A 25151-nucleotide genomic window follows, 5' to 3' on the forward strand; every position below is an offset into this window, starting at 1 on the left:
GCTGCGCTCTGTGCCGGATACGGGTTACTCTGCGCGTCATGCACGTATCCCCCCTCCGCTCGGTGCCCCGCGTCGACCTCCTGATCGGGCTGGCCATCATGGGGCTGGGCGCCCTCGAGGCGTTCACGGTCGCCACGCGGTACGGCGCGGCCCAGAACCCGCAGCTGTGGTGGGTGGGGCAGGCGCTGGTCACCGGAGTCCTGGTGTGGTACCGCCGCAGGGCGCCGGTGGTGGTGTTCATCCTGATGATCCTCGCGCAGTACGCCTGGCACCGCCAGGGCCACGAGCAGTGCCCGGTCTGGCAGCTCGCCGCGCTGCTCATCGTCTTCCACACGATCGGCGCCCACCTGCCCGTGAGAAACGGCGGCACCTGGGCGCTCGCGGGCATCCTCGTCTTCGACTCGGGGGCGGTCGACCACCGGTTCCTGCCGTTCGAAGAGGTCATCTTCCTCACGGTCATGTTCGGCTCGGCGTACGCCACGGGACTGGCCCTGCGCGGCTACCTGCTGCGCGCGCACCGGATGAGCGAACGGGCGGCGCGGCTGGAGATGGAACGGGAACGCCGGGCCGCCGAGGCCGTCGCCGCGGAACGCAACCGCATCGCCAGGGAACTGCACGACGTGGTGGCACACAGCGTGAGCATGATGGTCATGCAGGCGGGCGCGCTGCGCCGCCGGATGGGCGCGTCCCAGGACGGCGGGGACTCCCCGGACGCCGCGATTCTGTCCGGCATCGAGCAGGCGGGCAGGGACGCGGTCGACGAGCTGCGGATCATGCTCGGCGCCCTGCGGATGCCGCAGGACGAGGCGCTGCCCCAGCCGGGGCTCGACATGGTGCCCAACCTCATCTCCACGGTCAGGTCCTCGGGGCTGCGCGTCACGCTGGAGACGGAGGGCGAGCCCGTTCACCTCGCGCCCGGCCTCGACCTGTCGGCCTACCGGATCGTGCAGGAGGCCCTGACCAACGCGGTGAAGTACGCGGGGGAGGCCGACGTGCGGATCCGGCTCGTCTACCGCCCCGACCGTCTGGAGCTGGAGGTCTCCGACAACGGCGGTGGCGCGGCGTACGCGCTGTCCACCGGCAACGGGCTCATCGGCATGCGCGAGCGGGCCGAGCTGTTCGGCGGCTCCCTCGACGCGGGACCGCTGCCGGAGGGTGGCTTCCGCGTCCGCGCGACGCTGCCGATCTCCCAGGGAGCGCCGATGAGCGAGGCGACGAGTTGACGATCCGCATCGTCCTCGCGGACGACCAGGCGATGATCCGTGCCGGTCTGCGCATGGTGGTCGAGAGCGAGCAGGGCATGGAGATCGTCGGTGAGGCCGCCGACGGCGTGGAGGCGGTCGCCGTGGCCCGCAGGGTCCGGCCCGACGTCGTGCTGATGGACATCTCGATGCCGCGCATGGACGGCCTCGCCGCGGCCAGGCAGCTGCTCGACGCGCCGCACCCGCCGAAGATCGTCATGCTGACGACGTTCGACACCGACGAGAACCTGTACGCCGCGCTGCGCGCGGGCACCAGCGGCTTCCTGCTGAAGGTGTCGCCGCCCGAGCAGCTCGTGGAGGCGATCAGGGTGGTCGCGGCGGGTGACGGCCTGCTCGACCCCGCCGTCACCACGCGGGTGATCGCGTCCTTCGCGGGCCGGCACGAGCCGGTGCGGCCGCCGCAGCTCGCGGAGCTCACGCCGCGCGAGCTCGAAGTGCTGCGGATGCTCGCCCGTGGCCGCACCAACGCCGAGATCGCCAAGGAGCTCTTCGTCGGCGAGGCCACGGTCAAGACCCACGTCGCCCGCGTGCTCATGAAGCTGAACCTGCGCGACCGCGCTCAGGCGGTCGTGTTCGCGTACGAGTCGGGCGTGGTGACGCCGGGGTCGGCGCCCGGGTAGTACGACGCCCACTCGGCGTCGCTCATCTTGAGCACCTTGAGGCCGAGGTAGCCCATGGCGATGACGGGGGCGCCCCAGAAGGGGATCGTCGCCGGGCTGTAGGGCACCGCGGACGCGCCCAGGTAGCCGGCGGCGACGACGGCCGGCACCCACCAGTGGACGAAGCCGGCGCGGGAGACGGCCAGCAGGAGCAGCGGCAGGCCGGCCAGACCGAGGTAGATCCACGGCAGCGTGAAGCCCCACAGGACGCCGGGGATCTCGAACACCTCCATGGACAGCTTCTGGCCCTGCTCGACCGGATAGTTCTGCCCGAACCACCACTCCACCGGGTCCATCAGGAGCAGCGCCGACAGGCTGATGTAGCCGACGATCGTCATGCCGCCCGCGATGTGCCCGAGGACGACGGACTTCCGGCGCACCAGGTGGAGCAGGCCGAATGCCGCGATGGGGAGGAGCAGCCAGCTCCAGTGGTAGAGCGCGGACTGCAACTGGGCCAGGGCAGGGTTGTCGCCGTAGCTGACCATCTCGCGTTCGTCGCCCCAGGTGCCGGGGTCGACGAGGAGCGCGACGAACTGCAGCAGCGGCGCGAGGAACAGCAGGACTCCGGTGACGCTCCGCCGGAAGGCCACGGAGTCGGACAGTTTGAACATCGATCTCCCCTTCGGGGTCTGTATCCCTACGGCGCGTGACCGTAGGTGAGCGACTCCGGGGGACTCGTCCGCCGCTCGGGTGATGCCTCCTCATCCGCTAGAGCTACTTATCGCTTCATCGGGCGTTATGTGTATATTTTTCGGAAGATGGCTCACACTACGGGAGATTTTTCATGAAGGCGTTCCCGGCGGTCCTGTTCGACGAGGCGCACAGCGAGGCGTGGACGATCCGGCGAGAGGTCGCCGAGGCCATGAATCCCGCCCACCCCGACGACAACAGCTACGCGGAGGCGGCCGGGGCGCTGCGCCGGCTCGGTCACGTCGTGCGCGCGCACACCGAGGGGCCGGTCACGCCGGACGTGCTGGCCGGGTGTGACGTCTTCGTGGTCGCCCATCCCTCGGCCGGGCGCTGGGAGCGCACCACCGGGGTCGGCAGCCCCCTCTTCACCGCCGAGGAGATCGACGCCGTCGAGGCGTACGTCGCCGGCGGCGGCGGGCTCGTCGTGCTGGCCGAGCACGAGCAGGAGAAGTACGGCAGCAACCTGGGCGACCTGCTCGCCAGGTTCGGGGTGAAGGTCGAGCACACGACCGTGCAGGACCCCGGGAACAGCCACAACGGCGTCGCCACCTGGATCCTCGGCGCCCCCTCCGCGCAGGCCGTGACCGAGCGGGGCGGCGTGGCCCAGGACCTGCTCGCCGAGGTCCGGCGGGCCTGCTTCTACCGCGCGGGCACGCTCGGCGTGCCGGCCGGCGCGAGCGTCCTGTTCGAGACCTCCGCGTCCGCCGACCCCGCGTCGGCCCCGCTCGTCGCCGCCGTGCCGCACGGCCGGGGGCGCGTTGTCGTCCTGGCCGACTCCGACCTGTTCGGCGACGACTCGATCCGCGACTACGACCACGAGAAGCTGTGGGGCAACCTGGTCACCTGGGCCGCCCGCGTGCCCGACGCGTCCGGCGGCGCCCACGGGGGCCGCCCCGAGGTGGCGGAGGAGTTCGCCCGGCTGAAGGCCGCCGTGGAGCGGCTGCGCCCGCTCCAGGCCAAGGACGGCTCGGTCACCGGCGACCGCGACGAGGCCGTCGCGTGTATCAGCGAGATCGTCGACGGTGTCGCCCGGCTCGCGCCGCACTTCCCGCACGACGCCGAGTATCTCGACGCGGTGACGAAGGACTTCCGCGCGTGGGTGGCGGCCGGGCTCGGCAAGCCCGACTTCCTCGACTCCCTGAACCTCTTCCACCCCGACGCCCAGCGGGTCGACGGCCTTGAGCACCTGGTCGTCTTCCCGATGTACACCCAGAACGGCAACCTCAACCGCAACGTCGAGGCGGTCTGGATCCGGGTCGTGTGGCCCGAGTGGCTCGCGGAGCTGGAGCGGAACGGCTACGACAACCCGATGTTCGTGCCGATCACGTTCGTCGACTTCACCTCCGGCTACGACACCAACTCGGCCGTGCTGTTCCCCGAGACGGTGGTCGTGCGCGAGACCCCGCCGCGCTTCACCTGGGGCGGCATCTTCTGCGACCGCGAGGCGGCCAGGTTCCGCCGGGTCAGCGAGGCCGCCGCGGCCACGCTGAAGCTGGAGCTCCCGCCGGACGCCGCCCGGCTGCTGGCCTCCCAGGACCTCGCCCAGGACACGTTCGTGCTGTGGGACCTCGTCCACGACCGCACGCACAGCCACGGCGACCTGCCGTTCGACCCGTTCATGATCAAGCAGCGCATGCCGTACTGGCTCTACAGCCTGGAGGAGCTCCGCTGCGACCTCACGGCGTACGGCGAGGCCGTGAAGCTGGAGGCGGCGGGCGTGCCGCACGCGCGGTACGTGCAGTACGCCATCCTGTTCGACCGGCTGTTCCGCTTCCCGATCACCGGTGACCGGGTGCGCAACTACGACGGCCTCGGCGGCCAGCTGCTGTTCGCCTACCTGCACAGGCAGGGCATCGTGCGGTGGACCGACAACCGGCTCACGATCGACTGGTCGCGGGTCGCCGACGGCGTCGCCGACCTGCGCGCCGAGGTGGAGAAGCTCTACCGCGACGGCATCGACCGGTCCAAGCGCGCGCACTGGCTCGCCGCGCACGAGCTGGTCGCGGCGTACGTCGAGCCCGACCCGGCCTCGGTGTGGAAGCAGGGCGTCCACGCGCTGCCCACCGAGCAGAAGGCCATGGTCGACGCCGTGCTGCCCGACGAGTTCCCCCTGAGCATGTTCTACGAGGCGCTGCGCCGTAAGCTCACCGAGGTGGTGGAGTCGACCCGGGGCATCCGGGCGTGAGCGCGGACCGCGTGGTGATCGGGAGGGGCGTGCGATGAGCAGGGTGATCGTGGTCACGGGGGCGGGCGGCCCGGCAGGCCGCGCCGTCGTCGGGAGGTTCACCGAGCTGGGGGACACGGTCATCGGCGTGGACAAGTCCGGCGCGGCGGGCTGCCTGGCCGTCGACCTGCTCGACAGGGACGCCGTACGCGGCCTCGCCGAGCGGGTGCGGGCCGAGCACGGCCGGGTGGACGGGGTCGTCCACCTGGTCGGCGGCTGGCGCGGGTCGAAGACCTTCGCCGACACCTCGCTCGACGACTGGGACCTGCTGCACGACCTGCTGATCCGGACCCTGCAGAACGTGTCGCTGGAGTTCGAGCCGCTGCTGCGGGCGAGCGACGACGGCCGCTTCGTGATCGTCTCGGCCCGGGCGGCGAGCAAGCCCACCCAGGGCGGCGCCGCGTACGCCGCCGCCAAGGCCGCCGCCGAGGCGTGGACGCTGGCGCTCGCGGACGCGTTGAAGGACACTTCCGCCGCCGCGGTGGTCCTGGTGGTCAACGCGTTGGTGCACGATGAGATGCGGGCCGCGAACCCGGACAAGCCGTATCGGACCTTCACCGACGTGAAGGACCTGGCGGCGACGGTCGCGGCCCTGTGGGACGAGGAGGCCGCGGCGGTCAACGGCCGCAGGATCGACCTCACGCCCTGATCTGACGCTGCTGACCCGGACCCGTGGGCCGGCCGGGAGGGCCGGCCCACGGGCCGAACCGCGATGGGGGAGACATCTCGTGACAACCGATGCCGTGCGGCGGCATGACCCGGCGATCCGGACGTTCGCCAGCGACAACTACGCGGGGGCGCACCCCGAGGTCCTCGAGGCGATCGCCCTCGCCAACGGGGGACACCAGGTCTCCTACGGCGACGACGTCTACACCGAGGCGGTCCGCGGCGTCTTCCGCGGGCACTTCGGCGAGCAGGCCGAGATCTTCCCCGTGTTCAACGGCACCGCGGCCAACGTCCTGTCGCTGCGCTCGATGTGCGCGCACTGGGAGGCCGTGATCTGCCCGGAGACCGCGCACATCAACACCGACGAGGGCGGCGCCCCCGAGGTCACCGGCGGCCTGAAGCTGCTGCCGGTCGCCACCCCCGACGGCAAGCTCACGCCGGACCTGATCGACCGGCAGGCCTGGGGGTTCGGCGACGTGCACCGGGCCCAGCCCCGAGTCGTGTCGATCTCCAACGCGACCGAGCTCGGCACGCTGTACACGCCGGCCGAGATCAAGGCGATCTGCGACCACGCCCACGAGCTGGGGATGTTCGTCCACCTCGACGGCTCGCGGATCACCAACGCCGCCGCCGCGCTCGACGTGCCGCTGCGCGCGCTGACCACGGACGCCGGGGTCGACGTGCTGTCGTTCGGCGGCACCAAGATCGGTCTGCTGCTGGGCGAGGCCGTCGTCGTGCTCAACCCCGAGGCGTCGCGCGGCCTGCCGTACCTGCGCAAGACGAGCATGCAGCTCGCCTCCAAGATGCGCTTCGTGTCGGTGCAGTTCGAGGCCCTGCTCGGGGGCGACCTGTGGCTGCGCAACGCCCGCCAGGCCAACGCCATGGCGCGGCGGCTCGCGGACGCCGTACGGGACCTGCCCGGGGTGAGCGTGCCGCGCCCGGTCGAGGCCAACGCCGTCTTCGCGGTCCTGCCCGCCGACGTGGCCGACCGGCTGCGCAAGCGCTTCCGGTTCTACAACTGGAACGAGCAGGTCGGCGGGGGCATGGTCGAGGTGCGGTGGATGTGCGCCTTCGACACCACGGAGGCCGACGTGGACGCGTTCGCCGCGGCGCTGGCCGAGGAACTGCGTCCCTAGCCCCCAGCCGTGACCCGCGGCCGACGGGCGACCGGCCGGCGCGGGTCACAGTGCGGGTAACGGTGCGGGTCAGGGCGCGGGTCAGGGCGCGGGGAGCGGCTGGGCTCCCCGCTGGGCCAGCAGGTCCTTCATCATGCGGATCTCGGCGTTCTGGCCGTCCACGATGTGCTGGGCGAGCGCGCGCACCTCGTCGCGGTCCGACAGCTTGAGCAGGCCCTCGGCCATGTCCACGCCGCCCTCGTGGTGGCGGATCATGAGCTGGAGGAAGAGGACCTCGGCGTCCCTGCCCGTGGCCTGACGGAGCCGGTTCATCTCCTCCTCCGTCGCCATGCCGGGCATCGTCCCGGGCGGCGCGGCGGCGGAGGAGGCCGCCCCGCCGTGCCCGTGCCCGGACATCCAGGCCATCGCGGGACGGTCGGAACTCTGGTCCAGACCCCACTGCTGGAGCCAGCCCATGAAAATTCCACGCTGCGTGCCCTGCGTCGTGATGATGTCGTACGCCAGGCTGCGCAACACCTGGTCGGAGGTCTTGTCCCTGATGACGAAGGACATCTCCACCGCCTGGGCGTGATGGACTCCCATGTCCCTGGCGAAACCGGCCTCGGGGGAGGCGTCGGTCGGGGTCCCGGACCTGGTGAAGAACACCACGAGAGCCGCCGCCGCGAGGAGGACGGCGACCAGACCGAGGACGGGAAGGGGGCGCCGGGCCGGGACGGTGGTCTCGGCGGGAGCGTCGATCTCAGTGCTCATCGCCCACAGGCTACTCGCCGCAGTGTCCGCCCTGCCCGAACCGATACCTTTAGCCACTATTCTCCATACGCAACGGGGGTGTTGTGATCTGTGGATGGAGGAGCGATGACCAAGGAGAAGACGCAGGCGAGGCGTGAGCACCTCGCCCGCATGCGCGCCGATCAGAAGCGCAAGGAGCGGCGCGCCGCGCTTCTCATGTGGGGCATAGGCGGCCTCGTGATCGTCGTCATCGTCGCGCTGGTCGCCGTGTATGTGGTGAAGGACCGCTCGGCCAAGTCGCTCGACGCGGTGAAGTCCTTCACCTACAAGGGCTCTGACCATTCGTGGACGAAGGTGTCGTACAAGGAGAGCCCGCCTGTCGGTGGCACGCACAACTACTACTGGCAGAACTGCGGCATCTACGACAAGCCCATCCACAGCGAGCATGCCGTCCACTCCTTGGAGCACGGCGCGGTGTGGATCACCTACAGCCCCGACCTGCCCCAGGCCGAGGTGGACAAGTTGAAGACCATCGCGTCCGCCGACTACATGCTGCTGAGCCCGTACCCCGGCCTGCCGTCCAAGATCGCCGCCAGCTCCTGGAACCACCAGGTCCTGCTGAACTCCGCGGACGACCCCCGTCTGACGCAGTTCGTGAAGAAGTACAAGCAGAACCCGACCACCACCCCCGAGTACGGCGCCTCCTGCACGGGCGGTGTCGGCACGACCTCGGACCAGCCGCTGCCGCCGCCGTCGAACGGGTCGGAGCAGCCGCACGAGGAGGCGCAGAACTAGGCGCCCGCCTCCTGACCGGGGAGGCCGTCCTCCCTGACGTCAGGGAACGAGCACGCGGTCCACGGGCAGGGATTCCAGCCCGTGGGCCTCGGCCACCGGACGGCTCGTGAGGTGCCCCTGGTGGGTGCTCAGCCCGAGGGCGAGCGCGCCGTCGGCGATCAGCGCCTCGCGCCAGCCCAGGTCCGCGATCGCCAGCGCGTACGGCAGGGTGACGTTGGTGAGCGCGTACGTGGAGGTGTGCGGCACCGCCCCCGGCATGTTGGCCACGCAGTAGAACACCGACCCGTGCACGCGGTAGACCGGGTCGGCGTGCGTGGTCGGCCGTGTGTCCTGGAAACAGCCGCCCTGGTCGACGGAGATGTCCACGAGCACCGACCCCGGCTTCATCCGGGAGACGAGTTCGTTGCTCACCAGGGTCGGCGCCTTGGCGCCCGGCACGAGCACCGCGCCGATCACCATGTCCGCGTCCACCACCGCCCGCTCGATCTCGTACGCGTTGGACGCCACGGTCTGGCAGGCGCCCCCGTAGACGAGGTCGGCGTTGCGCAGCCGGTCGACGTCGCGGTCCAGCAGCAGCACCTGGGCCCGCATGCCGATGGCGACGGCGGCGGCGTTCATGCCGGACACGCCGGCGCCGATCACGGCCACCTTGGCCGGGTAGGTGCCGGGGACGCCGCTCATCAGCACCCCGCGACCGCCGCCCTGGCGCATGAGATGGTAGGCCCCCACCTGCGGCGCCAGCCGTCCGGCGACCTCCGACATGGGCGCGAGCAGCGGCAGCGTGCGGTCGGGTTTCTGCACCGTCTCGTACGCGATGCCGGTCACGCCGGACTCCAGCATGGCCCGGGTGCACGGCTCAGAGGCCGCCAGGTGGAGATAGGTGAACAGCACCTGGCCCTTGCGCATCCGGTGGTACTCCTCCGCCACCGGTTCCTTGACCTTCATGATCAGGTCGCCCTCGGCCCACACCTCGTCCGCCGTGCCGAGGATGACGGCCCCGGCGGCGGCGAAGTCCTCGTCGAAGATCGCCGAGCCCTGTCCCGCGTCCTTCTCGACGAAGACCCGGTGACCCTTGCGGACGAACTCGTTGACCCCGGCGGGTGTCAGCGCGACCCGGTATTCGTGTGTCTTGATCTCTCGGGGAACTCCCACCTTCATGTCTTCACTGTCTGCTCTCCGCCTTCCGCATGGCATCCGGCAACGGACAACCATTTGGCAGTTATTCATGACAAATTGTCAGCAAGGGGGCGAGTAGACCGTTCCATGGTCGGCCGGTTACCCGAGCTTGGCAGACCTCGGTAGGCTCTGCGAGCGGTGTAAGGGATCGAGGTGGGAATGCGCAACGCGCCCGTGCCGGGGAACGAGGAGCCCGGCCCGTGGCCCGGCGGCCTGACGTCGGGAGCCGAGACGGCGCCCATACCGAAGGCGGTGGGCCCCGATGACCGCGGCGCCGTGCCCGGCGAGTACGACTGGTTCGGCGGCAGCGGCGGCGGCGGCGAAGGCGGGGTCGACGAGGAGACGTCCGTCCTGCCCCGCGCCGGGGACCCTGCGACGGGCGACCCGGCGGCGGATCCCAGTGCTGTGCCGGGCGAGCAGGGTGCCGTGCCGGGCGAGCGTGGTGGCGTGCCGTACGAGCGTGATGGCGACGGCCGGTTCGACGACCCGCTCGGCGTGCCGGACGGATCCCGCGTGCCGGGCAGACCAGACGGGCCGGACGGACTGGTCGGGCCGGATGGATTCGGTGCGCCCGGTGGGCTCGGTGGCGTTGCCGCCGGCCCTGCCGTGCCCGTCCCCGCCGTCGAGCCGGTGGAGCCTGTCCTATCCGACGTACCCGACGTGGTCGTCGTCCCCGACGCCCCGGGAGGGACGGAAGGGCCGGGCGATGGTCCGCCGCCCGCCCCCGCGGGACCCACGGAGCCGAGAGCGGCCAGGGGCACCACGATCGCCCTCGTCGTCGCCCTCGTGCTGGTGGTCGTCATGTCCGGGGTCCTCGGCGCCGTCGCCGTGGTGATGACCCGCAACCCGGACGCGCCGCCGCTCAAGCAGACCGCCGTGCGCACCCTGCTGACGTCCGTGCACTTCGCCCCGGTCACCGGGGTGGGGCCGGCGCCGTGCACGGGGACGGACGCGATCCCCGACGACAAGGGCACCTCCTGCTACCAGCTCGATCCGGGGGTCACGGTCACGACGGTGCAGAAGATCGAGGAGGTGCCGGAGAGCGACGGCACCTATTCGATCCGGCTCGTGCTGTCCCCCTCAAGCCAGGAGCAGATCGCCGAGCTCACCCGCGAGACGGTCAAGCAGCAACTCGCCGTCGTGGTGGGGGAGAAGGTGGTGGCCGCCCCGCGGGTCGCCCAGGAGATCACCCAGGACAGCCTCGGCATCGCGGGCTTCGACAAGGCGCAGGCCGACGCGATCATGGCGCTGCTGACCGGTTCCGCCCCTCCGGGGCAGCCGCAGAATCCTGCCGCCTCGCCCCCGGCCGACACCGGGCAGCCGGGCGGGACCCAGCCGGGTGGCACTCAGCCCGGTGGGACCCAGCCGGACGGGACGCAGCCCGGCGGCACCCAGCCCGGTGGCACTCAACCCGGTGGCACTCAGCCGGACGGGACGCAGCCCGGCGGCACCCAGCCCGGTGGCACTCAACCCGGTGGGACCCAGCCGGGCGGGACGCAGCCCGGCGGGACCCAACCCGGTGGCACCCAGCCCACCATCGAACAGTTCCAGTGAGTTCCCCGGGAAGCGCGGCCGGGCCGGGACGCGAGCGGCGAGCCGGCGGGGAGAACGCGTGCAAGCCGAGGGCAACCCGGGTGCAAGGGGATTCCCCTAACGTACGGCCTGTGTCAGCACGATGGTTGCGAGGCGCGGCCGCCACGGCCGTGACCGCCGCGTTCCTGCTCCCCGCCGCCCTGCTCTCCGCGGGCCCCGCGCTCGCGCACGCCGCGGAGGCCCCGCAGGCCCCGGCGAAGGGCCTCACGCAGGCCCCCACCCGGGCCAAGCCCGCGCCGTCGACGGTCGCGAAGCGGCTGCTCCGCGCCTGGCTGCGCGGCGACCGCCACGCGGCCTCCCGGGTCGCCACCCCCGGCGCGGTCTCCGCGATCTTCTCCTACCCCTATCGGGCCCCGGACGAGTTCGCCGGCTGCTCGGGCAACTCCTGCCGGTTCGTCCACACCAGCGTGCGCGTGCCGGGCGGGCTCGACGGCCTCCTGATGGTCGTCTCCGGTGCGAAGGTCACGAAGGTGTACCAGTCGCGCCACCTCGTGAAGCCGTCCGCCGCCGCCCGGCACCTGTTCGACGCCTGGCGTGCGCACGACCGCAACCGGGGCCTGGAGATCGCCTCGGCCACGGCCGTCAGGACGCTGTTCCGCACGAAGTACGACCCGAGGGGCGTGAAGCACTACTTCCAGGGCTGCGAGCCGGAGCCCAAGGGCTACAGCTGCGCCTACTCCTACGAGGGCGGCGCCATGTTCATGCACGTGCGCGGTTCCAAGAGCCGCGGCTACGAGGTGACCTCCATCGGTTACATCGCCGACTGAGCGCCTGCCGCGGGCGCGAGCGCGACGTCCTCGGGCCTGATCGGGACTCGGGGCAGATCCAGCCCGGTCGCGGCCCTGACCGCCGCGGCCACGGCGGGGGTCGACGAGAGCGTGGGCGGCTCGCCCGCGCCCCGCAGGCCGTACGGCGCGTGGGGGTCGGGGTTCTCCAACACCGACAGCCGCATCGGCGGCATGTCGAGAATGGTGGGGATCAGATAGTCGGTGAAGGAGGGGTTGAGCACCCGCCCCTCCCTCACCTGGATCTCCTCCATCAGGGCCAGGCCCAGGCCCTGCGCGGAGCCGCCGTGGATCTGCCCCTCCAGGGCCAGGGGGTTGAGGATCTTCCCGACGTCCTGCACGGCGGCCAGCTCGACGACCTTGACCAGGCCCAGCTCGACGTCGACGTCGACCACCGCCCGGTGCACGCACAACGCGAGCTGCGTGTGGGAGTCGCCCTGGCCCGTGACGGGGTCCATCGGGAACGTCGGCCGGTGCCGGAACTCCCGCGTCTCCTCGACAGGACCGAAGCGATCGAGCACCTCCTCCAGGGACAGGTCCGGATGGGCCGCCCGCAGCGCGTCGAGACGTGCCCGCACCGCCTCGCACGCCGTCTTGACCGCCCCTCCGGTGACGTACGACTGGCGGGACGCCGACGAGGACCCCGCGGAGCCGACGGCGGTGTCGGCAGGGGCGACCGTGACCCTGTCGAACCCGAGCTCCGTACGCGCGATCTGGGCCTGGACGGTGACGAGCCCCTGGCCCACCTCGGCGGCGGCGGTGTGCACGAGCACGTGCGGCTCGGTCCCGGCGAGCTCGATGCGGACCCGTGCCGTCGAGTAGTCGTCGAAGCCCTCGGAGAAGCAGATGTTCTTGATGCCGACGCCGTAGCCGACGCCGCGCCGCACCCCCTCGCCGTGCGTCGTCTGCGCGACGCCGCCCGGTAGCAGGCGCAGGTCGGGCTCGCCATGCGGATCAGGGGGCAGCGGCATCGCGGCCAGTTCCGCGAGCATGTCCGCCAGCGGCGCCGGGCTGTCGACGACCTGCCCGGTGGCCAGGCGCGACCCCTGCGACACCGCGTTGCGCACGCGGATCTCGACCGGCGACAGCCCGCAGGCCGCCGCCAGGCGGTCCATCTGGGACTCGTAGGCGTAGCAGGCCTGGACCGCCCCGAACCCGCGCATCGCGCCGCAGGGCGGGTTGTTCGTGTAGACGCCGTACGCGTCGATCCACACGTTGCCCACCTCGTAAGGACCGACGCCCAGCGAGGCGGCGTTGCCGACCACGGCGGGGGTGGACGAGCAGTACGCGCCGCCGTCGAGCAGGATCTCGGCCTTCACGTAGACGAGCCGCCCGTCGGCCGTCGCGCCGTGCTCGTAGCGCATGCGGGCCGGATGCCGGTGGACGTGGCCGAAGAACGACTCCTCGCGGCCGTACACCATCTTGACCGGGCGGCCCGTCCGCAGCGCCAGCATGGCGGCGTGGATCTGCATCGACAGATCCTCCCTGGCGCCGAAAGCGCCGCCGACGCCGGCGAGGGTCAGCCGCACCTTGTCCTCGGGCAGGCCCAGGCACGGCGCCATCTGGTCCCGGTCGACGTGCAGCCACTGGGTGGCGACGAACAGGTCCACCCCGCCGTCCTCCGCCGGCACGGCCAGGCCAGACTCCGGCCCGAGGAACGCCTGGTCCTGCATGCCGACCTCGTACTCGCCGGTGACGACCACCTCGGCCTCGAAGGTGCCGCCCACCCTGACGGGTTGGTGCCGTACGAGGTTGCCGCCCGGGTGCACGAGGGGGCAGGAGGGGTCGAAGGCGGCGCGGCGGGGGTCGGTCACCGCCTCGCGCGCCTCGTAGTCCACGACGATCGCGGCGGCGGCGCGGCGCGCGGTCTCCGGATGGTCGGCGGCCACGATCGCCACGGGCTCGCCCTGGTAGCGGACCTCGCCGACGGCGAGCACCGGCTGGTCGCGGACGTCCAGCCCGTAGAACTTCTCGCCTGGCACGTCCTCGTGGGTCAGCACGGCGAGGACGCCGGGCATCGCGAGCGCGGGGCCGATGTCGATCGAGCGGATCCACGCGGACGGGTGCGGGCTGCGCAGCGTGGCGCCCCAGAGCATGCCGTCCAGCCACAGGTCGGAGGAGTAGGCGAACTCCCCGGTCACCTTCAGCGTGCCGTCGGGCCGGGGCGCGCTCTCGCCGAGGCCCGGAAGCCGCCCGCTCCCCGCCGCCGTCTCAGTCGTCGTACGCCGCTCCATTGCCGTAGTACAGCAACCGGGCACGGGCGGGGCCTATCGGCGCGGCCATGAAACCCGGCGACGGGAGGGGTCGATGCTTGTACATATCTCCAAATACCCTGCTGTCGTGCTGTTGCGAGATCTGCTCGCCGCCCAGGAACTGCGGCTTGTCCTGCTCACCGGTGACGATCGGCTGGACCGCGAGGTCACGTGCGCGCTCGTCACCGACCTGCCCGATCCCCGGCGTTACCTGTCGGGCGGCGAGCTGGTGCTGACCGGCCTGATGTGGCGCGGGTCGCCCGCCGACTCCGCCCGGTTCGTGAAGGCCCTGGCCGAGGCGGGCGTGGCCGCGCTCGGCGCCGGTGACGCGCGGCTCGGCATGGTGCCCGACGACCTCGTGGACGCCTGCCGGGCGCACGGGCTGCCGCTGTTCGAAGTGCCGGTCGAGGTGTCGTTCGGGGCGGTCACCGAGCTCGTCGGCAGGCGCGTCGCGGCCGCGCAGGCCGGCGACCTGCGCGGCGCGCTCGGCCGGCACCGCAGGATCGTGGCGGCCGTGGCCGAGGGTGTCGGGCTCCGCGAGCTGTTCGCCCTGGTCGAGGCCGAGCTCGGCGTCACCGCCGCCGTCGTGTCCGCCTGCGGCACGGTCGTCGCGGGCGCGCTGCCCGAGGACCGGGCCGTACGGCTGGCGCGCGACTACCTGGCCGCCGTCCGCCTGCCCGTCGTCGTGGACCGCGGCGGGCCGTACACGGTGTTCGCCGTGGACCGCTCGCACCGGGCCGCGGGCTGGGCCCTGGTCTGCCGGGGCGAGGTGGACGCGGAGATCGGCTACGAGCTCGCGGCGTGCGTCGCGATGGCGCGGACGCGGGCCGAGGAGGGCCGCCGGGTAGAGCGCAGGCTGGCCGAGCAGCTCATCGCGCTGGCGTGCGCGGGCGGCGACATCGCCGAGCTGTCGGCCCGGCTGCGGACCTGCGGCATCGACCCGGCCGAGCCGTACGCCGTGGTGACGGTCACGGCGAGCAGGCGCGGGGCGACGGACGGCCCCGACCCCGCCCTGCTGGGCGGGCAGGTGACGGAGGAACTGCTGGACCGCCGCGTGGTGGCCGCCGCGGGCGCCGACGCGTCGGTGGCGCTGGTCCCGCTGCGCGCCGGCACCCCCTGGAGCGACCGTGACACGCTCGCGGCGCTGCTGCGCGCCCGTACGGCGGTGCTCGCGCGCGGGCTGGCCGGGATCCGGGTGTCGGCCGGGCTGAGCGGCGCGCTGACCGGGCCGCAGGCCATCCGGGGCGGGGTGGAGGAGGCGGGCCACGCCCGGCGGATGGCCGAGGCGCGCGGCGGGGGAGTGGTCACCGGCGACGAGATCTACACGCACGCGCTGCTGCTGGCGACCGTGCCCGGCGACGTCCGCTCGTCGTTCGCCGGGCGGCTGCTCGGGCCGCTGTTCGACTACGACCGGCGGCACGGCGCGGAACTGGTGCGCACGCTCGGCGAGTTCCTCGACTGCACCGGGTCGTGGAACGTCTGCGCGGAACGGCTGCACGTCCACGTCAACACCGTGCGCTACCGGATCAGGCGGGTCGAGGAGCTGACCGGCAGGGACCTGTCGTCCATGGCCGACCGGGTCGACCTGTTCCTCGCCCTGCGCGCCGGCTAGCCGCCCCGGGCGATGCGGTCGCCCGCGGCCGGCCGGCCGTCTCCGGCGGCGTGCCCGCCGTCGAGCAGGGCCAGCTCCTCGCGTGCGAAGCCCGCCCAGTGCGCCGCGCCGTGTCTCTCCGCGGCGGCCAGGGTCTCGCCGAGGTAGGCGCGTGCCCTGTCGAAGGAGCCGATGAGCCGTTCCGCGCGCCCCAGCCGGCCCAGGCACTCCACGTCCATGCCGCGGTTGTGCCCTTCCCGGCTCAGGGCGAGTGCCTTCCGGTAGACGACCGCCGCGGACCAGGGGTCGTCCTGCTTCTCGTGCACCTGGGCCAGGCCGAGCAGCGCGTCCACCATGTGCGTATGGTCTCCAGCCTGCTTGGCGAGCCTGCCGACTTCGCGCCACGCCGCCCTGGCCTCCGCGACGCGGCCGAGCCCGAGCCGGGCCTCGCCGATGCCGAGGAGGGCGTGCCGTTCGCCCACCGCCGACGCGATGTTCCTGGCGATGTGGAGTTGCTCGTAGCCGGATGCCAGGGCTTCCTCGTGCCGGTGCAGCGCGTTGAGCGTCACGGTGAGGTTGCCCAGCGCCCGCATGCGCGCGAAGGACTCCCCCGCGGTGCGGCGGAGGTGCACCTCGGCGCGCTGGTGCCCGAGCGCCTCCTCGTAGCGCCCCGCGTTGCCGAGGCCCAGGGCGAGGTATCCGCTCGCGAGGGCGGAGATCTCGCGGTCGCCGAGCCGGGCGCCCACCTCCAGCGCCTGACGGCCGAGGGTCACGACGTCCTCGTGGTGTCCGATGAACGTGAAGGGCCATTGGCAGGAGAAGCCGAGGTGCGCGCCCGAGCGTGCGAGGGAGTGGTTGTGCGACGCCATCGCCTGGGCCGCCACGGCGAGGATGTTGCGGTGTTCGCGCTCCAGCCACGCGGACGCGCTCTCGGCGTCCGCCAGGGCGAACGGTTCGCGGTCCGCGAACTCGTGGGGTGGATGCACCCGATGCGGGTCGAGCAGCCGCATGGCCAGGCGGACGCTCGACCCGTACAGGCCGAGCACGCGGTCGAGCGCGTCGTCGCGGTCGCGCTCGTCCAGGTGCCGCCCGGCCAGCTCCACGGCGAAGAGCCTGACCAGGTCGTGGAGGCGGAACCGGTCCTGCTCGCCCGGTTCGGCCAGATTCGCCCGGATCAGGCGGGCCACGGCTCGCTCGGCCACGTCCAGGGGCAGGTCGACGAGCGCCGCCACGACAACGGGGGTCGCGTCCGGCACCCGCAGGACGCCCAGATGACACAGGGCCGCGGCCGCCTGCCGGTCGAGCTCGTGCCCGCCTTCCGCCAGCGAGTCGTGGCTGAGCTGGAGGCTGGCCCGCACCGCGAGGTCACCCGACTCGAGCTCGTGCAGCGCCCGCCGTTCGTCGCGCAGCCGGGAGTTGAGATCGGACACAGGTGTGCGGCGGTTCTCCGACAGCCGCGCCGCCGCGAGGCGGAGGGCGAGGGGCAGCCCTCCGCAGAGGTCCACGAGCTCGGCGGCGGCGGCCGGATCGGCGGCGACCCGCTCGGCGCCGACGAGTTTCGCCAGCATGGTCGTCGCCTCCGACCGTTGCATCCTGGGCAGGACGAGCTGGACGCAGTCGTCGGCCGCCGCGAACGACTCCCGGCTCGTGACGAGCAGGGCGTTGCCCGCCGGCAGGCCCAGCAGAGGGCGGACCTGTTCCGGGCCGGCCGCGTCGTCCAGCACGATCAGCGTCTGCCGGCCCGCCAGGCGGTCCCTGAGCATCGCCGCGGCCTCGTCCGGGTCGGACGGGACCGCCTCCGGGCGCGTGCCGAGGCCGCGAAGCAGCCTCCCGAGCAGGTCGAGCGGGTTCAGCCGCCGCACTCCTGGCGTCGCCCCGAGCAGGTTCAGGAACAGCTGGCCGTCGGGGTAGTGATCGCTCACCATGTGGGCGGCGCGTACGGCGAGGGTCGACTTCCCCGCTCCCGGCGTGCCGGTGACGGCCACCATCGCCGGCGGGTCGCCTCCGTCCCAGGGCGCGAGCAGCGCGCGCAGGCGCACCAGCGGGTCCGTACGCCCCACGAAGACCCGCGGATCGCGCGGGAGCTGACGCGGCCGGTGGACCTCGTCGGGCGCGGAGACCGTCGCGGGGGACGGCGACGCGTCGAGAGAGGGGTCCGCGCACAGGATGAGCTCGTACGCCTTCCGCAGGGGCTCGCCGGGATCGACGCCGAGCTGTTCCGCGAGCCGGCGCCTGGCGTCGTGGAAGACCTCCAGCGCCTCCGCCTGCCGTCCGCGGCGGTAGAGCGCGAGCATCAGCAACTCCCGGGCCCGCTCCCGCAGCGGGGCCTCCGCGGTCAGCCCGACGAGCACGTCGAGCGGCTCCTGGCTCCGGCCCAGCCGCAGCAGCGCGTCGGCCTGGTCCTCCCGCGCCGTCAGCCGCATGCCCTCCAGCCGGGCCCGTTCCGCTTCGCAGAAGGGGCCGGGAACGCCGCCGAGGGCGGTGCCCGCCCACAGTCCCAGCGCGGCCTCCAGTTCGCGCAGCCAGCCGCCGAGATCCTCCTTGGCCTGGTAGCGGCGAGCCTCCGCGAGGCGCCGCTCGAACTCCTCCGCGTCGGTCAGGCACGCGTCCCGTGCCAGGCTGTAGCCGCTCGCGGAGTGGGTGAGCAGCCTGAACGGCCCCCGCCTGCCCTGATCCGGTTCGAGCAGCCGTCGCAGCCCGGCCACATAGGTGTAGACACTCTGCTCGGCCGTCCTCGGGGCGGCGCCGCCCCACAGATCGCCGATCAGCCGTTCCTTGGGGACGATCCTGCCGACTTTGGCGGCGAGCACGCACAGGGTCGCGCGCTGGAGCGGAGGTCCGAGGTCGACGCTCCGCCCGTCGCGCCACGCCGCCAGAGGCCCGAGCATCCGCAGACGGCAGGGCGAGTACGCGGACGTTTCAGGCTCATTCGCGCTATCCATGCCTCTGAACTCCACGTGGTAACGGCGTAGACGCAATCCGTGGGTCATCGCGTTCGAGGAGAATTCCACTCCCGTGCCCGATGCGTGCCGTGAGCTGCCGCGCTCGTCGCAACTGCACCCCGGCGGTTCCCCCCATAAACTGCGGCTTCGCGATGGCGTCCCGTGTTCGTCCGGCATCGGGCATGCCGTCGGGCGTGTTCCGGCAGAGCATGAAATATGCCATGTCCCATCTAGATATTGTCTAGACGCATCGGGTAACGGCCCGTTCCTGTCGGGCCGGAATTTCCTACTTGTCGGTAAGCCTTCCTGACGCATCGTTTGACCTGCCCGAACACCCCTGGTGTCCGGAGGGTCGCGGGTCGCGCCGCGGGAGACCGGGCGCCGGGGCGCGCGGTGGCATCGGCCGGCGCGTCCCAGCCGGAGAGCGCTCCCACCGCGCCGCTCGCCTCGGTAAGGCGTTGATGACCTGCACGGTTGCCGGCCGGCCTGTCGTTTGCCGAGGTAGCGGCCTCGGGGATGGGCGTCGCCGGCCCGAGGGGTGTGGGCGGTCGGGCGGCCAACGCGGTCCATGACCGATCCGCCGGACGGTCCCGTCCGCCCGATGCCCGCGCGCGAGGGCGGATCCGCGCCGGCCGCGTCGAAGCCGTGCCCGCGGCCGTCTCCGGATAGTTCGCCGGAGGCGGCGTCCCGGGGAGGCGGTCTTCTGAGGACGGTGTTCTCGTGGGACGCGGTTCTTGTGGGGCGCGGTTCTTGTGGGCGCGGTTCTCCTGAGCCCGCGGCGGCGAATCGGGACACGGCGGGGCGGCTCGCTCTCTGTGCGACCGGGCGTGTCTTCGGGGCCGCTTTTCTCGCTCGCGCGATTTCCATGCGGCCTTTCGTGCTATCCGGCCGGGCGGCTCGCGGACGGGTTGTTCGAATTTCCGCTCGGCTCGCCATATTCGCCTTTTTCGATTATTCGAGAATGCGGCCGGCCGGTCCGCCTTTCGCGGCGGAAAGATGCGATGTCGTTTTTGGGGGTGTTCCCGCGCCGCCTCCTGCCGGAGATCACGGCCCGGGACGGCAGCCCGGACGCGAGCGGAGCCCGGCGAGGACCCCCGCCGATCCTGGTCCGTCGCCGTCCCAGGCCGGCTGAGTGGACACTCCGTCCCCGGTGGCGTCGTGACCTCCGGGGACGGACTGTCCCGCTCTCACCAGCGCGTACTCGTTCAGCAGCAGCCGTTGTCGAACGAGAAGAGCTGCACTGAAGACGACGGGGCGGCACTGTTGGACGTGGCACTGTTGGCCGTAGCATTGCCACCAACGGTCACAAGGGCCAAAATCAGGGCGGTAAGAAGATACGAGGCTGGGCGGCGCACGGTGGATCTCCCATCAACTCGGACTGCCAGGCCTCCAATATTTCAGGAGTTGCCAATGACTGCGCAAGATCTGGTGGGACAGCGCATCAAGTCGATACGGCGGCAGCGCGGGCTCTCACAGGCGCAGTTGGCGCATCCTGAACTTTCCGACAGTTACGTATCACTGATCGAGAGCGGCAAGAGGACACCGACACCGGCAGTTCTCGAACTCCTCGCCCAGAAGCTCGACTGCTCGCTCACCTACCTCGTCAACGGCGTGACGGCCGAGCAGATGGAGGACCTGGAGGTCGGCCTCAGCTTCGCGTGGATGGCCATCGAGAACGGCGAGGTCGCCGAGGCCCGCCGCAGGTACGCCGAACTCCTCGCGGACAGCAACCTGCAGGGCCTCGCCACGCTGCGGGTGGAGGCCCGTTACGGGTACGCCCTGGCTCTGGAGGCCTGCGGCGAGCTCGACGAGGCGATCTCGGTGCTCGACGAGCTCAACGGCTCCGAGGCCGAGGCGATGCCGCAGGAGCGCAAGATCGCCGTGGCGCTGGCGCTGTGCCGGTGCCACCGTGAGCGGGGCGACTTCTCCGCCGCCGTGCGCGTGGGCGAGCGGGCGCTCGCCACCTACGCGCGCAACGGCTGGACCGACGAGCTGGTCGAGCTCGGCGCCACCCTGCTCACCGCGTACATGGTGCGCGGCGACCTGCTGCGCGCGGGCCACTTCGCGAACGAACTGCTGGCGGCCGCCGAGACCCTCGCCACGTCCCGGGCGACGGTGGCGTCGTCCTGGAACGCGGCACAGGTGCTGGAGAAGAGCGGCAGGGGCGAGGAGGGCATGGCGCTCCTCGAACGAGCGCTCGCCTTCCAGTCCGAGAACGGCGAACCGCGCAACCTCGCGCGGCTGCGCCAGGCCTACGCCTCGATGCTGCTGCGGGTGCGCCCCGAGGAGGCCGAGCGGGCACGCGACCTGCTCCTGCGGGCGCAGCGGGAGCACGAGGCCTCCGCCACCAGCGCCTTCGACCGGGCGCGGACCGCCTGCGTCCTCGCCTGGGCCGAGCTCGTCCTCGACCGCCCGGACAAGGCCGTCGACTATCTCAGGGACGCGCTGGCGCAGGTCGAGCACACCGGGAGCGGGCTCCTCGCCGGCGCCAACCTCCTGATCGGCCAGGCGTACTTCCTGCTCCACCAGGACGGGGACGCGGCTGCGGCGCTCGACCTGGTCACCGGCTGGCTGGAGGACGCGCCGCGGACCCTGAAGGCCGCCGAGGACTGGATGAACGTGGCGGAGATGCGGCGGCGCCTCGGCGACGACGAGCAGAGCGTCACGGCCTACCAGCGCGCGCTCGCCTGCGCCGGGCTGTAGTCGCGAGGGCGCCCGCCCCGCGACCGGAGCGGGCGGGCGCCACCGGCACCCGCCCGCGGCCCCGGGCTTCCCTTGATCCGTGATCGTGCGGTACCCGTGGTCTGGGGTACGGACCGGAGCCCGGCGTCGGTAGCCTGGGAGTGCCATGAAGAGACCCTTCCTCGCCGCCTTCGCCGCGCTCGTGGCGGCTCTCCTGCTGTGTGCCGCGCCGGTTCTGCCCGCCCAGGCGCACACCTCGCTCAAGAGCAGCGATCCGCAGAAGAACGCCCAGCTGGAGACCTTGCGCAAGGTCACGCTCGAATTCGCGGAGTCCGTTAAGTTCCCGGTCGTGGTCGTCCGCGGTGAGGACGGCACGCGCTACGAGAACGGCGCGCCGGCCGTGGACGGGCCCAAGGTCAGCCAGGCGGTGACCGAGCCGGTGCCGCCGGGCCGCTACACGGTCGCCTGGCGGGTGGTCTCGCCCGACGGGCACCCGCTGGAGGGGGAGATCCCGTTCACGGTGACCGGCGGCCAGTCCCTGGGCACGGCGACGTCGGCCGCCGCCGCAGGGGAGTCCACCTCAGAGGAGCCGGCCGCGGGGGAGTCGGCATCGGCTGAGTCCGCGGCGGCCTCGCCGGTCGCGACGGAGCAGGCCGCGCAGGCGGCGCAGGCCGAGGAGGCCGACAGCGCCGGACGGCGGGGCGTGCCCGGCTGGATGTGGGCCGTGATCTTCGGGATCGCCGGCGTCGGCATCGGGATGTTCCTGAGCCTGCGGAAGAAGCCGTGAACAGGGCGGTGCGCCTGACCGCCGCGGCGCTCTGCGCGGCCGTCGGCGCACTCGTCGTCGCCATGGTGCTCGGTGGCGCCGCGACGCCGCGGATCATCCCCGGCCTGCCCGACGAGGGCACCCTCACCCGCTGGATGCTCCCGCTGTCGAAGCTCGCGATGGACGTCTCCGGCGTCCTGACCGTCGGGCTGCTCGCCGCGGCCTCGGCGTTCCTGCCCAGCGACAAGGGCCTGCTCGGCAAACCCGCGCAGGGTTACGTGAAGGCCGCCTCGTGGTCCGCGCTGGTCTGGGCGGTGGCCGCGGCGGTCGCGCTGGTCTTCAGCCTGTCGGAGACGCTCGGCATGCCGGTGGGGCAGGTACTCGCGGGCAACGAGCTCACCAGCTACGCCAGTCAGGTGCCGCAGGGCATCGCGCTGACCCTGGTCGTGCTGTTCGCCGTCGCCATCGCGTTGTTCGCCCGCGGCGCGATCACCGTGGGCGCCGCGGCCGGCCTGCTGGTCTTCGCGCTCGTGACGCTGCTGCCGCCCGCGCTCACCGGGCACTCCTCCTCCTCGCCCAACCACGGGCTGGCCACCACCTCGGTCGCCATGCACCTGCTCTTCCTGGCGCTGTGGGTGGGCGGACTCGGGATGATCTGCTTCCACGCGCTGCGCGGGCAGCCGCTCCTGGACGTCGCCGCCGCGCGCTTCTCCCGGATGGCGCTGTGGTGCTTCGTGGGGGTCGGCGTCTCCGGGCTCGCCGCCACCGCCTCGCGTCTCACCTCGGTCGGCGAGCTGTTCACCTCGAACTACGGCCTGCTCCTGCTGGCCAAGATCATCGCTTTCGTGGTGCTCGGGTTCTTCGGCTGGCGCCACCGCGGCCGTACGCTGCCTCGGCTGTCGGCGGGGGAGCCGCACGCCTTCCTCCGCCTCGCCCTCGGCGAGGTCGTGCTGATGGGGGCGACGATCGGCCTCGCCGTGGCGCTGTCCCGGACCGCCCCGCCGCCCGTCGACACCCCGGTGGACCGTGCGTTCGAGCTGCTCGGCTATCTCCTGCCGCCGCCGATCTCGCTCGTCAACCTGGTGACGTTGTGGTGGTTCGACCTGTTCTTCGCCGTGCTCGCCGCCGCCCTGGCCGGTCTGTACGGCGCGGGGGTCGTCCGGATGGCCCGCAGGGGAGACCGGTGGCCCGCCGGCCGCACGGTGAGCTGGTTCCTCGGCGTGGTCATCCTCGTGCTCAGCACGCAGACCGGTGTGGCGCGCTACGCGCCGGTGCTGTTCAGCGTGCACATGACCGAGCACATGGTCCTGTCGATGCTGGTCCCGATCTTCCTGGTGCTCGGCGCGCCGGTGACGCTGGCGCTGCGCGCGCTCAAGCCCGCCGTCCGCAGGGGCGACCGGGGGCCACGCGAGTGGATCATGGTGATTCTGCACAGCAGGGTCGTGAGGTTCGTCAGCCACCCCGCGATCGCGACGGCGATCTTCGTGGTGTCGACGTTCGCCCTGTACTTCACCCCGCTGTTCGCCGCCGCGATGGAGGAGCACCTCGGTCACATCGCGATGACCGTGCACTTCCTGCTCAGCGGCTCCCTGTTCTTCTGGGTGATCATCGGGGTGGACCCCGCGCCGTACAAGCTGCCCTACTACGGGCGGTTGCTGCTGCTGATGGTGACCATGCCGTTCCACGCGTTCTTCGGGCTCGCCCTGATGAGCATGGGCACCGTGCTGGCGTCGTCCTACTACGACCAGCTCGGGCGCACCTGGGGCGCGTCCTCCCTGGCCGACCAGCAGTCCGGCGGCGCGATCGCCTGGGCGTTCGGTGAGATCCCCACGCTGATCGTGCTGCTCGCTCTGGGGTTCCAGTGGTGGCGGGACGACGAGCGGGTCGCGCGCCGGGCGGACCGCCGCGCCGACGCCGCCGCGGCCAGGTCCGGCGGCACCGGGGACGCGGAGCTCGACGCCTACAACGACTATCTGGCGAAGCTCAACAAGCGGGACACGGCCGCCGAGTAGCCCGCGGGAGCAATCCCGGGTCGCGGCATCCGGGTCGCGGCGCCCGCCCGCTACGGCAGGGTCAGGATCTCGCGCCCCGTCTCGGTCACCACGATTGTGTGCTCGAACTGCGCGGTCCGCTTGCGGTCCCTGGTCACCGCGGTCCACCTGTCCGGCCAGATCTCGTAGTCGATCGTGCCGAGCGTGAGCATGGGCTCGATCGTGAACGTCATCCCGGGCACGAGGGTCACCGACAGCGAGGGATCGTCGTAGTGGGGCACGATGAGCCCGGAGTGGAACGATGCCCCGATGCCGTGGCCGGTGAAGTCGCGGACGACGCCGTAGCCGAAGCGCTTGGCGTACGCCTCGATGACCCGGCCCACGATGTTGAGCTGGCGGCCGGGCGCGACCGCCTTGATCGCCCGCATCATCGCCTCGTGGGTCCGCTCGACCAGCAGCCGCGACTCCTCGTCGACCTCCCCGACCAGGAAGGTGGCGTCGGTGTCGCCGTGCACGCCGCCGATGTAGGCGGTGATGTCCACGTTGACGATGTCACCGTCGCGCAGCACGGTGTCGTCCGGGATGCCGTGGCAGATCACCTCGTTGATCGAGGTGCACAGCGACTTCGGGTAGCCCCGGTAGCCGAGCGTCGAGGGGTAGGCGCCGTGGTCGCAGAGGAACTCGTGGCCGATCCGGTCGAGTTCGTCGGTCGTCACGCCGGGGGCGACGTGCCTGCCGACCTCCTCCAGCGCCTGGGCGGCGATCCGGCCCGCGATCCGCATCCTCTCGATGGTCTCGGGGGTCTGGACGTCGCTGTCGCCCTTCTTGGGCTCGGCCTTCCCCACGTATTCGGGACGCGGGATGCCGGCGGGGACCTTACGGGTGGGCGAGATCCGCCCGGGGCGGAGCAGCGTGGTCATGTCGCCAAGTCTAGTTGCGCGCCGAGGGGGCACGATTATGGCGTGAGCGATCAATGGTGGTTCTGCCTGAAGCACATGACCGTCGAGCCCGAGAAGGGCTGCCCCAACAAGGACCGGCTAGGCCCCTACGACTCCCGCGAGACCGCCGCCCAGGCCCTGCAGACGGCGGCGGAGCGCAACAAGCGCTGGAGCGAGCAGGACAAGGAATGGGACGACTGATTCCCTGACCTCCGTGGACCGCCCGGGGGTCGCCGGCCGCGCCCTCGGGCCGCTGCGGGCTGCCGCCGGTGCC

19 protein-coding genes are annotated in these 25151 nt (G+C 72.1%); 13 read left to right on the top strand and 6 right to left on the bottom strand.

The annotated features are described in order from the left end of the window. Positions 1-38: 38 nt before the first annotated feature. Positions 39-1223, top strand: coding sequence for a sensor histidine kinase (locus tag HHX31_RS02160; RefSeq protein ID WP_169944504.1), 1185 nt, complete (start codon positions 39-41; stop codon positions 1221-1223). Then, positions 1220-1882: a response regulator transcription factor gene (locus HHX31_RS02165; protein ID WP_169944506.1), complete on the top strand. Its 663-nt coding sequence runs from the start codon at positions 1220-1222 to the stop codon at positions 1880-1882. The genes HHX31_RS02160 and HHX31_RS02165 overlap by 4 nt, the downstream gene beginning before the upstream one ends. On the opposite strand, the gene HHX31_RS02170 is transcribed toward HHX31_RS02165, so the two are convergent. Further along, positions 1822-2532 (bottom strand): hypothetical protein, encoded by a 711-nt coding sequence (locus tag HHX31_RS02170; RefSeq protein ID WP_169944508.1) that lies wholly within the window; start codon positions 2530-2532, stop codon positions 1822-1824. The two genes, HHX31_RS02165 and HHX31_RS02170, sit on opposite strands and share 61 nt — an antisense overlap. A gap of 173 nt (positions 2533-2705) precedes the next feature. Here HHX31_RS02170 and HHX31_RS02175 point away from each other — a divergent pair, with 173 nt between their 5' ends. From HHX31_RS02175 to HHX31_RS02185, 3 genes are all read left to right on the top strand, one after another. Continuing rightward, entirely contained in the window at positions 2706-4796 is a 2091-nt protein-coding gene (locus HHX31_RS02175) for a DUF6421 family protein (protein WP_169944510.1), read from the top strand. A gap of 34 nt (positions 4797-4830) precedes the next feature. Continuing rightward, positions 4831-5484 (top strand): SDR family NAD(P)-dependent oxidoreductase, encoded by a 654-nt coding sequence (locus HHX31_RS02180; RefSeq protein WP_169944512.1) that lies wholly within the window; start codon positions 4831-4833, stop codon positions 5482-5484. 79 nt (positions 5485-5563) lie between these two features. Beyond that, positions 5564-6637 carry a low specificity L-threonine aldolase gene (locus HHX31_RS02185; protein ID WP_169944513.1) on the top strand — a complete coding sequence of 358 codons (1074 nt, stop codon included), beginning with the start codon at positions 5564-5566 and terminating at the stop codon, positions 6635-6637. 81 nt (positions 6638-6718) lie between these two features. Here the strand turns inward: HHX31_RS02185 and HHX31_RS02190 are convergent, their stop codons facing one another. Then, positions 6719-7387: a DUF305 domain-containing protein gene (locus HHX31_RS02190; RefSeq protein ID WP_169944515.1), complete on the bottom strand. Its 669-nt coding sequence runs from the start codon at positions 7385-7387 to the stop codon at positions 6719-6721. 105 nt (positions 7388-7492) lie between these two features. Between HHX31_RS02190 and HHX31_RS02195 the strand changes: the two genes are divergently transcribed. Then, entirely contained in the window at positions 7493-8161 is a 669-nt protein-coding gene (locus HHX31_RS02195; protein WP_169944518.1) for a DUF3105 domain-containing protein, read from the top strand. A gap of 39 nt (positions 8162-8200) precedes the next feature. Here HHX31_RS02195 and ald read toward each other — a convergent pair whose 3' ends face one another. Continuing rightward, a complete protein-coding gene (gene ald / locus HHX31_RS02200) occupies positions 8201-9319 on the bottom strand; it encodes an alanine dehydrogenase (protein WP_169944520.1) in 1119 nt (372 codons plus the stop codon). A 177-nt stretch (positions 9320-9496) separates the two neighbouring features. Here ald and HHX31_RS02205 point away from each other — a divergent pair, with 177 nt between their 5' ends. Together HHX31_RS02205 and HHX31_RS02210 are read left to right on the top strand one after the other, a co-directional pair. Continuing rightward, positions 9497-10891, top strand: a complete 1395-nt coding sequence (locus tag HHX31_RS02205) for a SecDF P1 head subdomain-containing protein (RefSeq protein WP_169944522.1) — start codon at positions 9497-9499, stop codon at positions 10889-10891. Between the two features lie 110 nt (positions 10892-11001). Beyond that, the gene (locus tag HHX31_RS02210) at positions 11002-11697 is read left to right on the top strand and encodes a hypothetical protein (protein WP_169944524.1); all 696 of its coding nucleotides are present in this window, start codon (positions 11002-11004) and stop codon (positions 11695-11697) included. Here the strand turns inward: HHX31_RS02210 and HHX31_RS02215 are convergent. After that, positions 11682-13949 carry a molybdopterin cofactor-binding domain-containing protein gene (locus HHX31_RS02215; RefSeq protein WP_169944526.1) on the bottom strand — a complete coding sequence of 756 codons (2268 nt, stop codon included), beginning with the start codon at positions 13947-13949 and terminating at the stop codon, positions 11682-11684. The two genes, HHX31_RS02210 and HHX31_RS02215, sit on opposite strands and share 16 nt — an antisense overlap. Positions 13950-14055: 106 nt before the next feature. Between HHX31_RS02215 and HHX31_RS02220 the strand changes: the two genes are divergently transcribed. Then, positions 14056-15579: a PucR family transcriptional regulator gene (locus HHX31_RS02220; protein ID WP_169944528.1), complete on the top strand. Its 1524-nt coding sequence runs from the start codon at positions 14056-14058 to the stop codon at positions 15577-15579. On the opposite strand, the gene HHX31_RS02225 is transcribed toward HHX31_RS02220, so the two are convergent. Continuing rightward, on the bottom strand, positions 15576-18446 hold the full coding sequence (locus HHX31_RS02225) for a BTAD domain-containing putative transcriptional regulator (protein ID WP_169944530.1): 2871 nt from the start codon (positions 18444-18446) through the stop codon (positions 15576-15578). The two genes, HHX31_RS02220 and HHX31_RS02225, sit on opposite strands and share 4 nt — an antisense overlap. Positions 18447-19910: 1464 nt before the next feature. Between HHX31_RS02225 and HHX31_RS02230 the strand changes: the two genes are divergently transcribed. From HHX31_RS02230 to HHX31_RS02240, 3 genes are all read left to right on the top strand, one after another. Then, positions 19911-21203, top strand: a complete 1293-nt coding sequence (locus tag HHX31_RS02230; protein ID WP_169944532.1) for a helix-turn-helix domain-containing protein — start codon at positions 19911-19913, stop codon at positions 21201-21203. A gap of 145 nt (positions 21204-21348) precedes the next feature. Beyond that, positions 21349-21969: a copper resistance CopC family protein gene (locus HHX31_RS02235; RefSeq protein WP_169944534.1), complete on the top strand. Its 621-nt coding sequence runs from the start codon at positions 21349-21351 to the stop codon at positions 21967-21969. Then, positions 21966-23960 (top strand): cytochrome c oxidase assembly protein, encoded by a 1995-nt coding sequence (locus HHX31_RS02240; protein ID WP_311931197.1) that lies wholly within the window; start codon positions 21966-21968, stop codon positions 23958-23960. The genes HHX31_RS02235 and HHX31_RS02240 overlap by 4 nt, the downstream gene beginning before the upstream one ends. Before the next feature lie 50 nt (positions 23961-24010). On the opposite strand, the gene map is transcribed toward HHX31_RS02240, so the two are convergent. After that, the gene (gene map, locus HHX31_RS02245) at positions 24011-24859 is read right to left on the bottom strand and encodes a type I methionyl aminopeptidase (protein ID WP_169944536.1); all 849 of its coding nucleotides are present in this window, start codon (positions 24857-24859) and stop codon (positions 24011-24013) included. A 42-nt stretch (positions 24860-24901) separates the two neighbouring features. Here map and HHX31_RS02250 point away from each other — a divergent pair, with 42 nt between their 5' ends. Beyond that, positions 24902-25078, top strand: a complete 177-nt coding sequence (locus HHX31_RS02250; RefSeq protein WP_169944538.1) for a hypothetical protein — start codon at positions 24902-24904, stop codon at positions 25076-25078. Positions 25079-25151: the final 73 nt, after the last annotated feature.

The sequence above is a fragment of the Microbispora sp. H11081 genome, assembly GCF_012999535.1.
In the GTDB taxonomy this organism is placed as follows: Bacteria; Actinomycetota; Actinomycetes; order Streptosporangiales; family Streptosporangiaceae; genus Microbispora.

Bases quoted from the DNA above. Each gene is read 5' to 3' on its own strand.
- HHX31_RS02160 (WP_169944504.1), top strand. From the start codon at position 39: ATGCACGTATCCCCCCTCCGCTCGGTGCCCCGCGTCGACCTCCTGATC.
- HHX31_RS02170 (WP_169944508.1), bottom strand. From the start codon at position 2,532: ATGTTCAAACTGTCCGACTCCGTGGCCTTCCGGCGGAGCGTCACCGGA.
- HHX31_RS02175 (WP_169944510.1), top strand. From the start codon at position 2,706: ATGAAGGCGTTCCCGGCGGTCCTGTTCGACGAGGCGCACAGCGAGGCG.
- HHX31_RS02180 (WP_169944512.1), top strand. From the start codon at position 4,831: ATGAGCAGGGTGATCGTGGTCACGGGGGCGGGCGGCCCGGCAGGCCGC.
- HHX31_RS02190 (WP_169944515.1), bottom strand. From the start codon at position 7,387: ATGAGCACTGAGATCGACGCTCCCGCCGAGACCACCGTCCCGGCCCGG.
- HHX31_RS02195 (WP_169944518.1), top strand. From the start codon at position 7,493: ATGACCAAGGAGAAGACGCAGGCGAGGCGTGAGCACCTCGCCCGCATG.
- ald (WP_169944520.1), bottom strand. From the start codon at position 9,319: ATGAAGGTGGGAGTTCCCCGAGAGATCAAGACACACGAATACCGGGTC.
- HHX31_RS02205 (WP_169944522.1), top strand. From the start codon at position 9,497: ATGCGCAACGCGCCCGTGCCGGGGAACGAGGAGCCCGGCCCGTGGCCC.
- HHX31_RS02215 (WP_169944526.1), bottom strand. From the start codon at position 13,949: ATGGAGCGGCGTACGACGACTGAGACGGCGGCGGGGAGCGGGCGGCTT.
- HHX31_RS02225 (WP_169944530.1), bottom strand. From the start codon at position 18,446: ATGCTCGGGCCTCTGGCGGCGTGGCGCGACGGGCGGAGCGTCGACCTC.
- HHX31_RS02230 (WP_169944532.1), top strand. From the start codon at position 19,911: ATGACTGCGCAAGATCTGGTGGGACAGCGCATCAAGTCGATACGGCGG.
- HHX31_RS02235 (WP_169944534.1), top strand. From the start codon at position 21,349: ATGAAGAGACCCTTCCTCGCCGCCTTCGCCGCGCTCGTGGCGGCTCTC.
- map (WP_169944536.1), bottom strand. From the start codon at position 24,859: ATGACCACGCTGCTCCGCCCCGGGCGGATCTCGCCCACCCGTAAGGTC.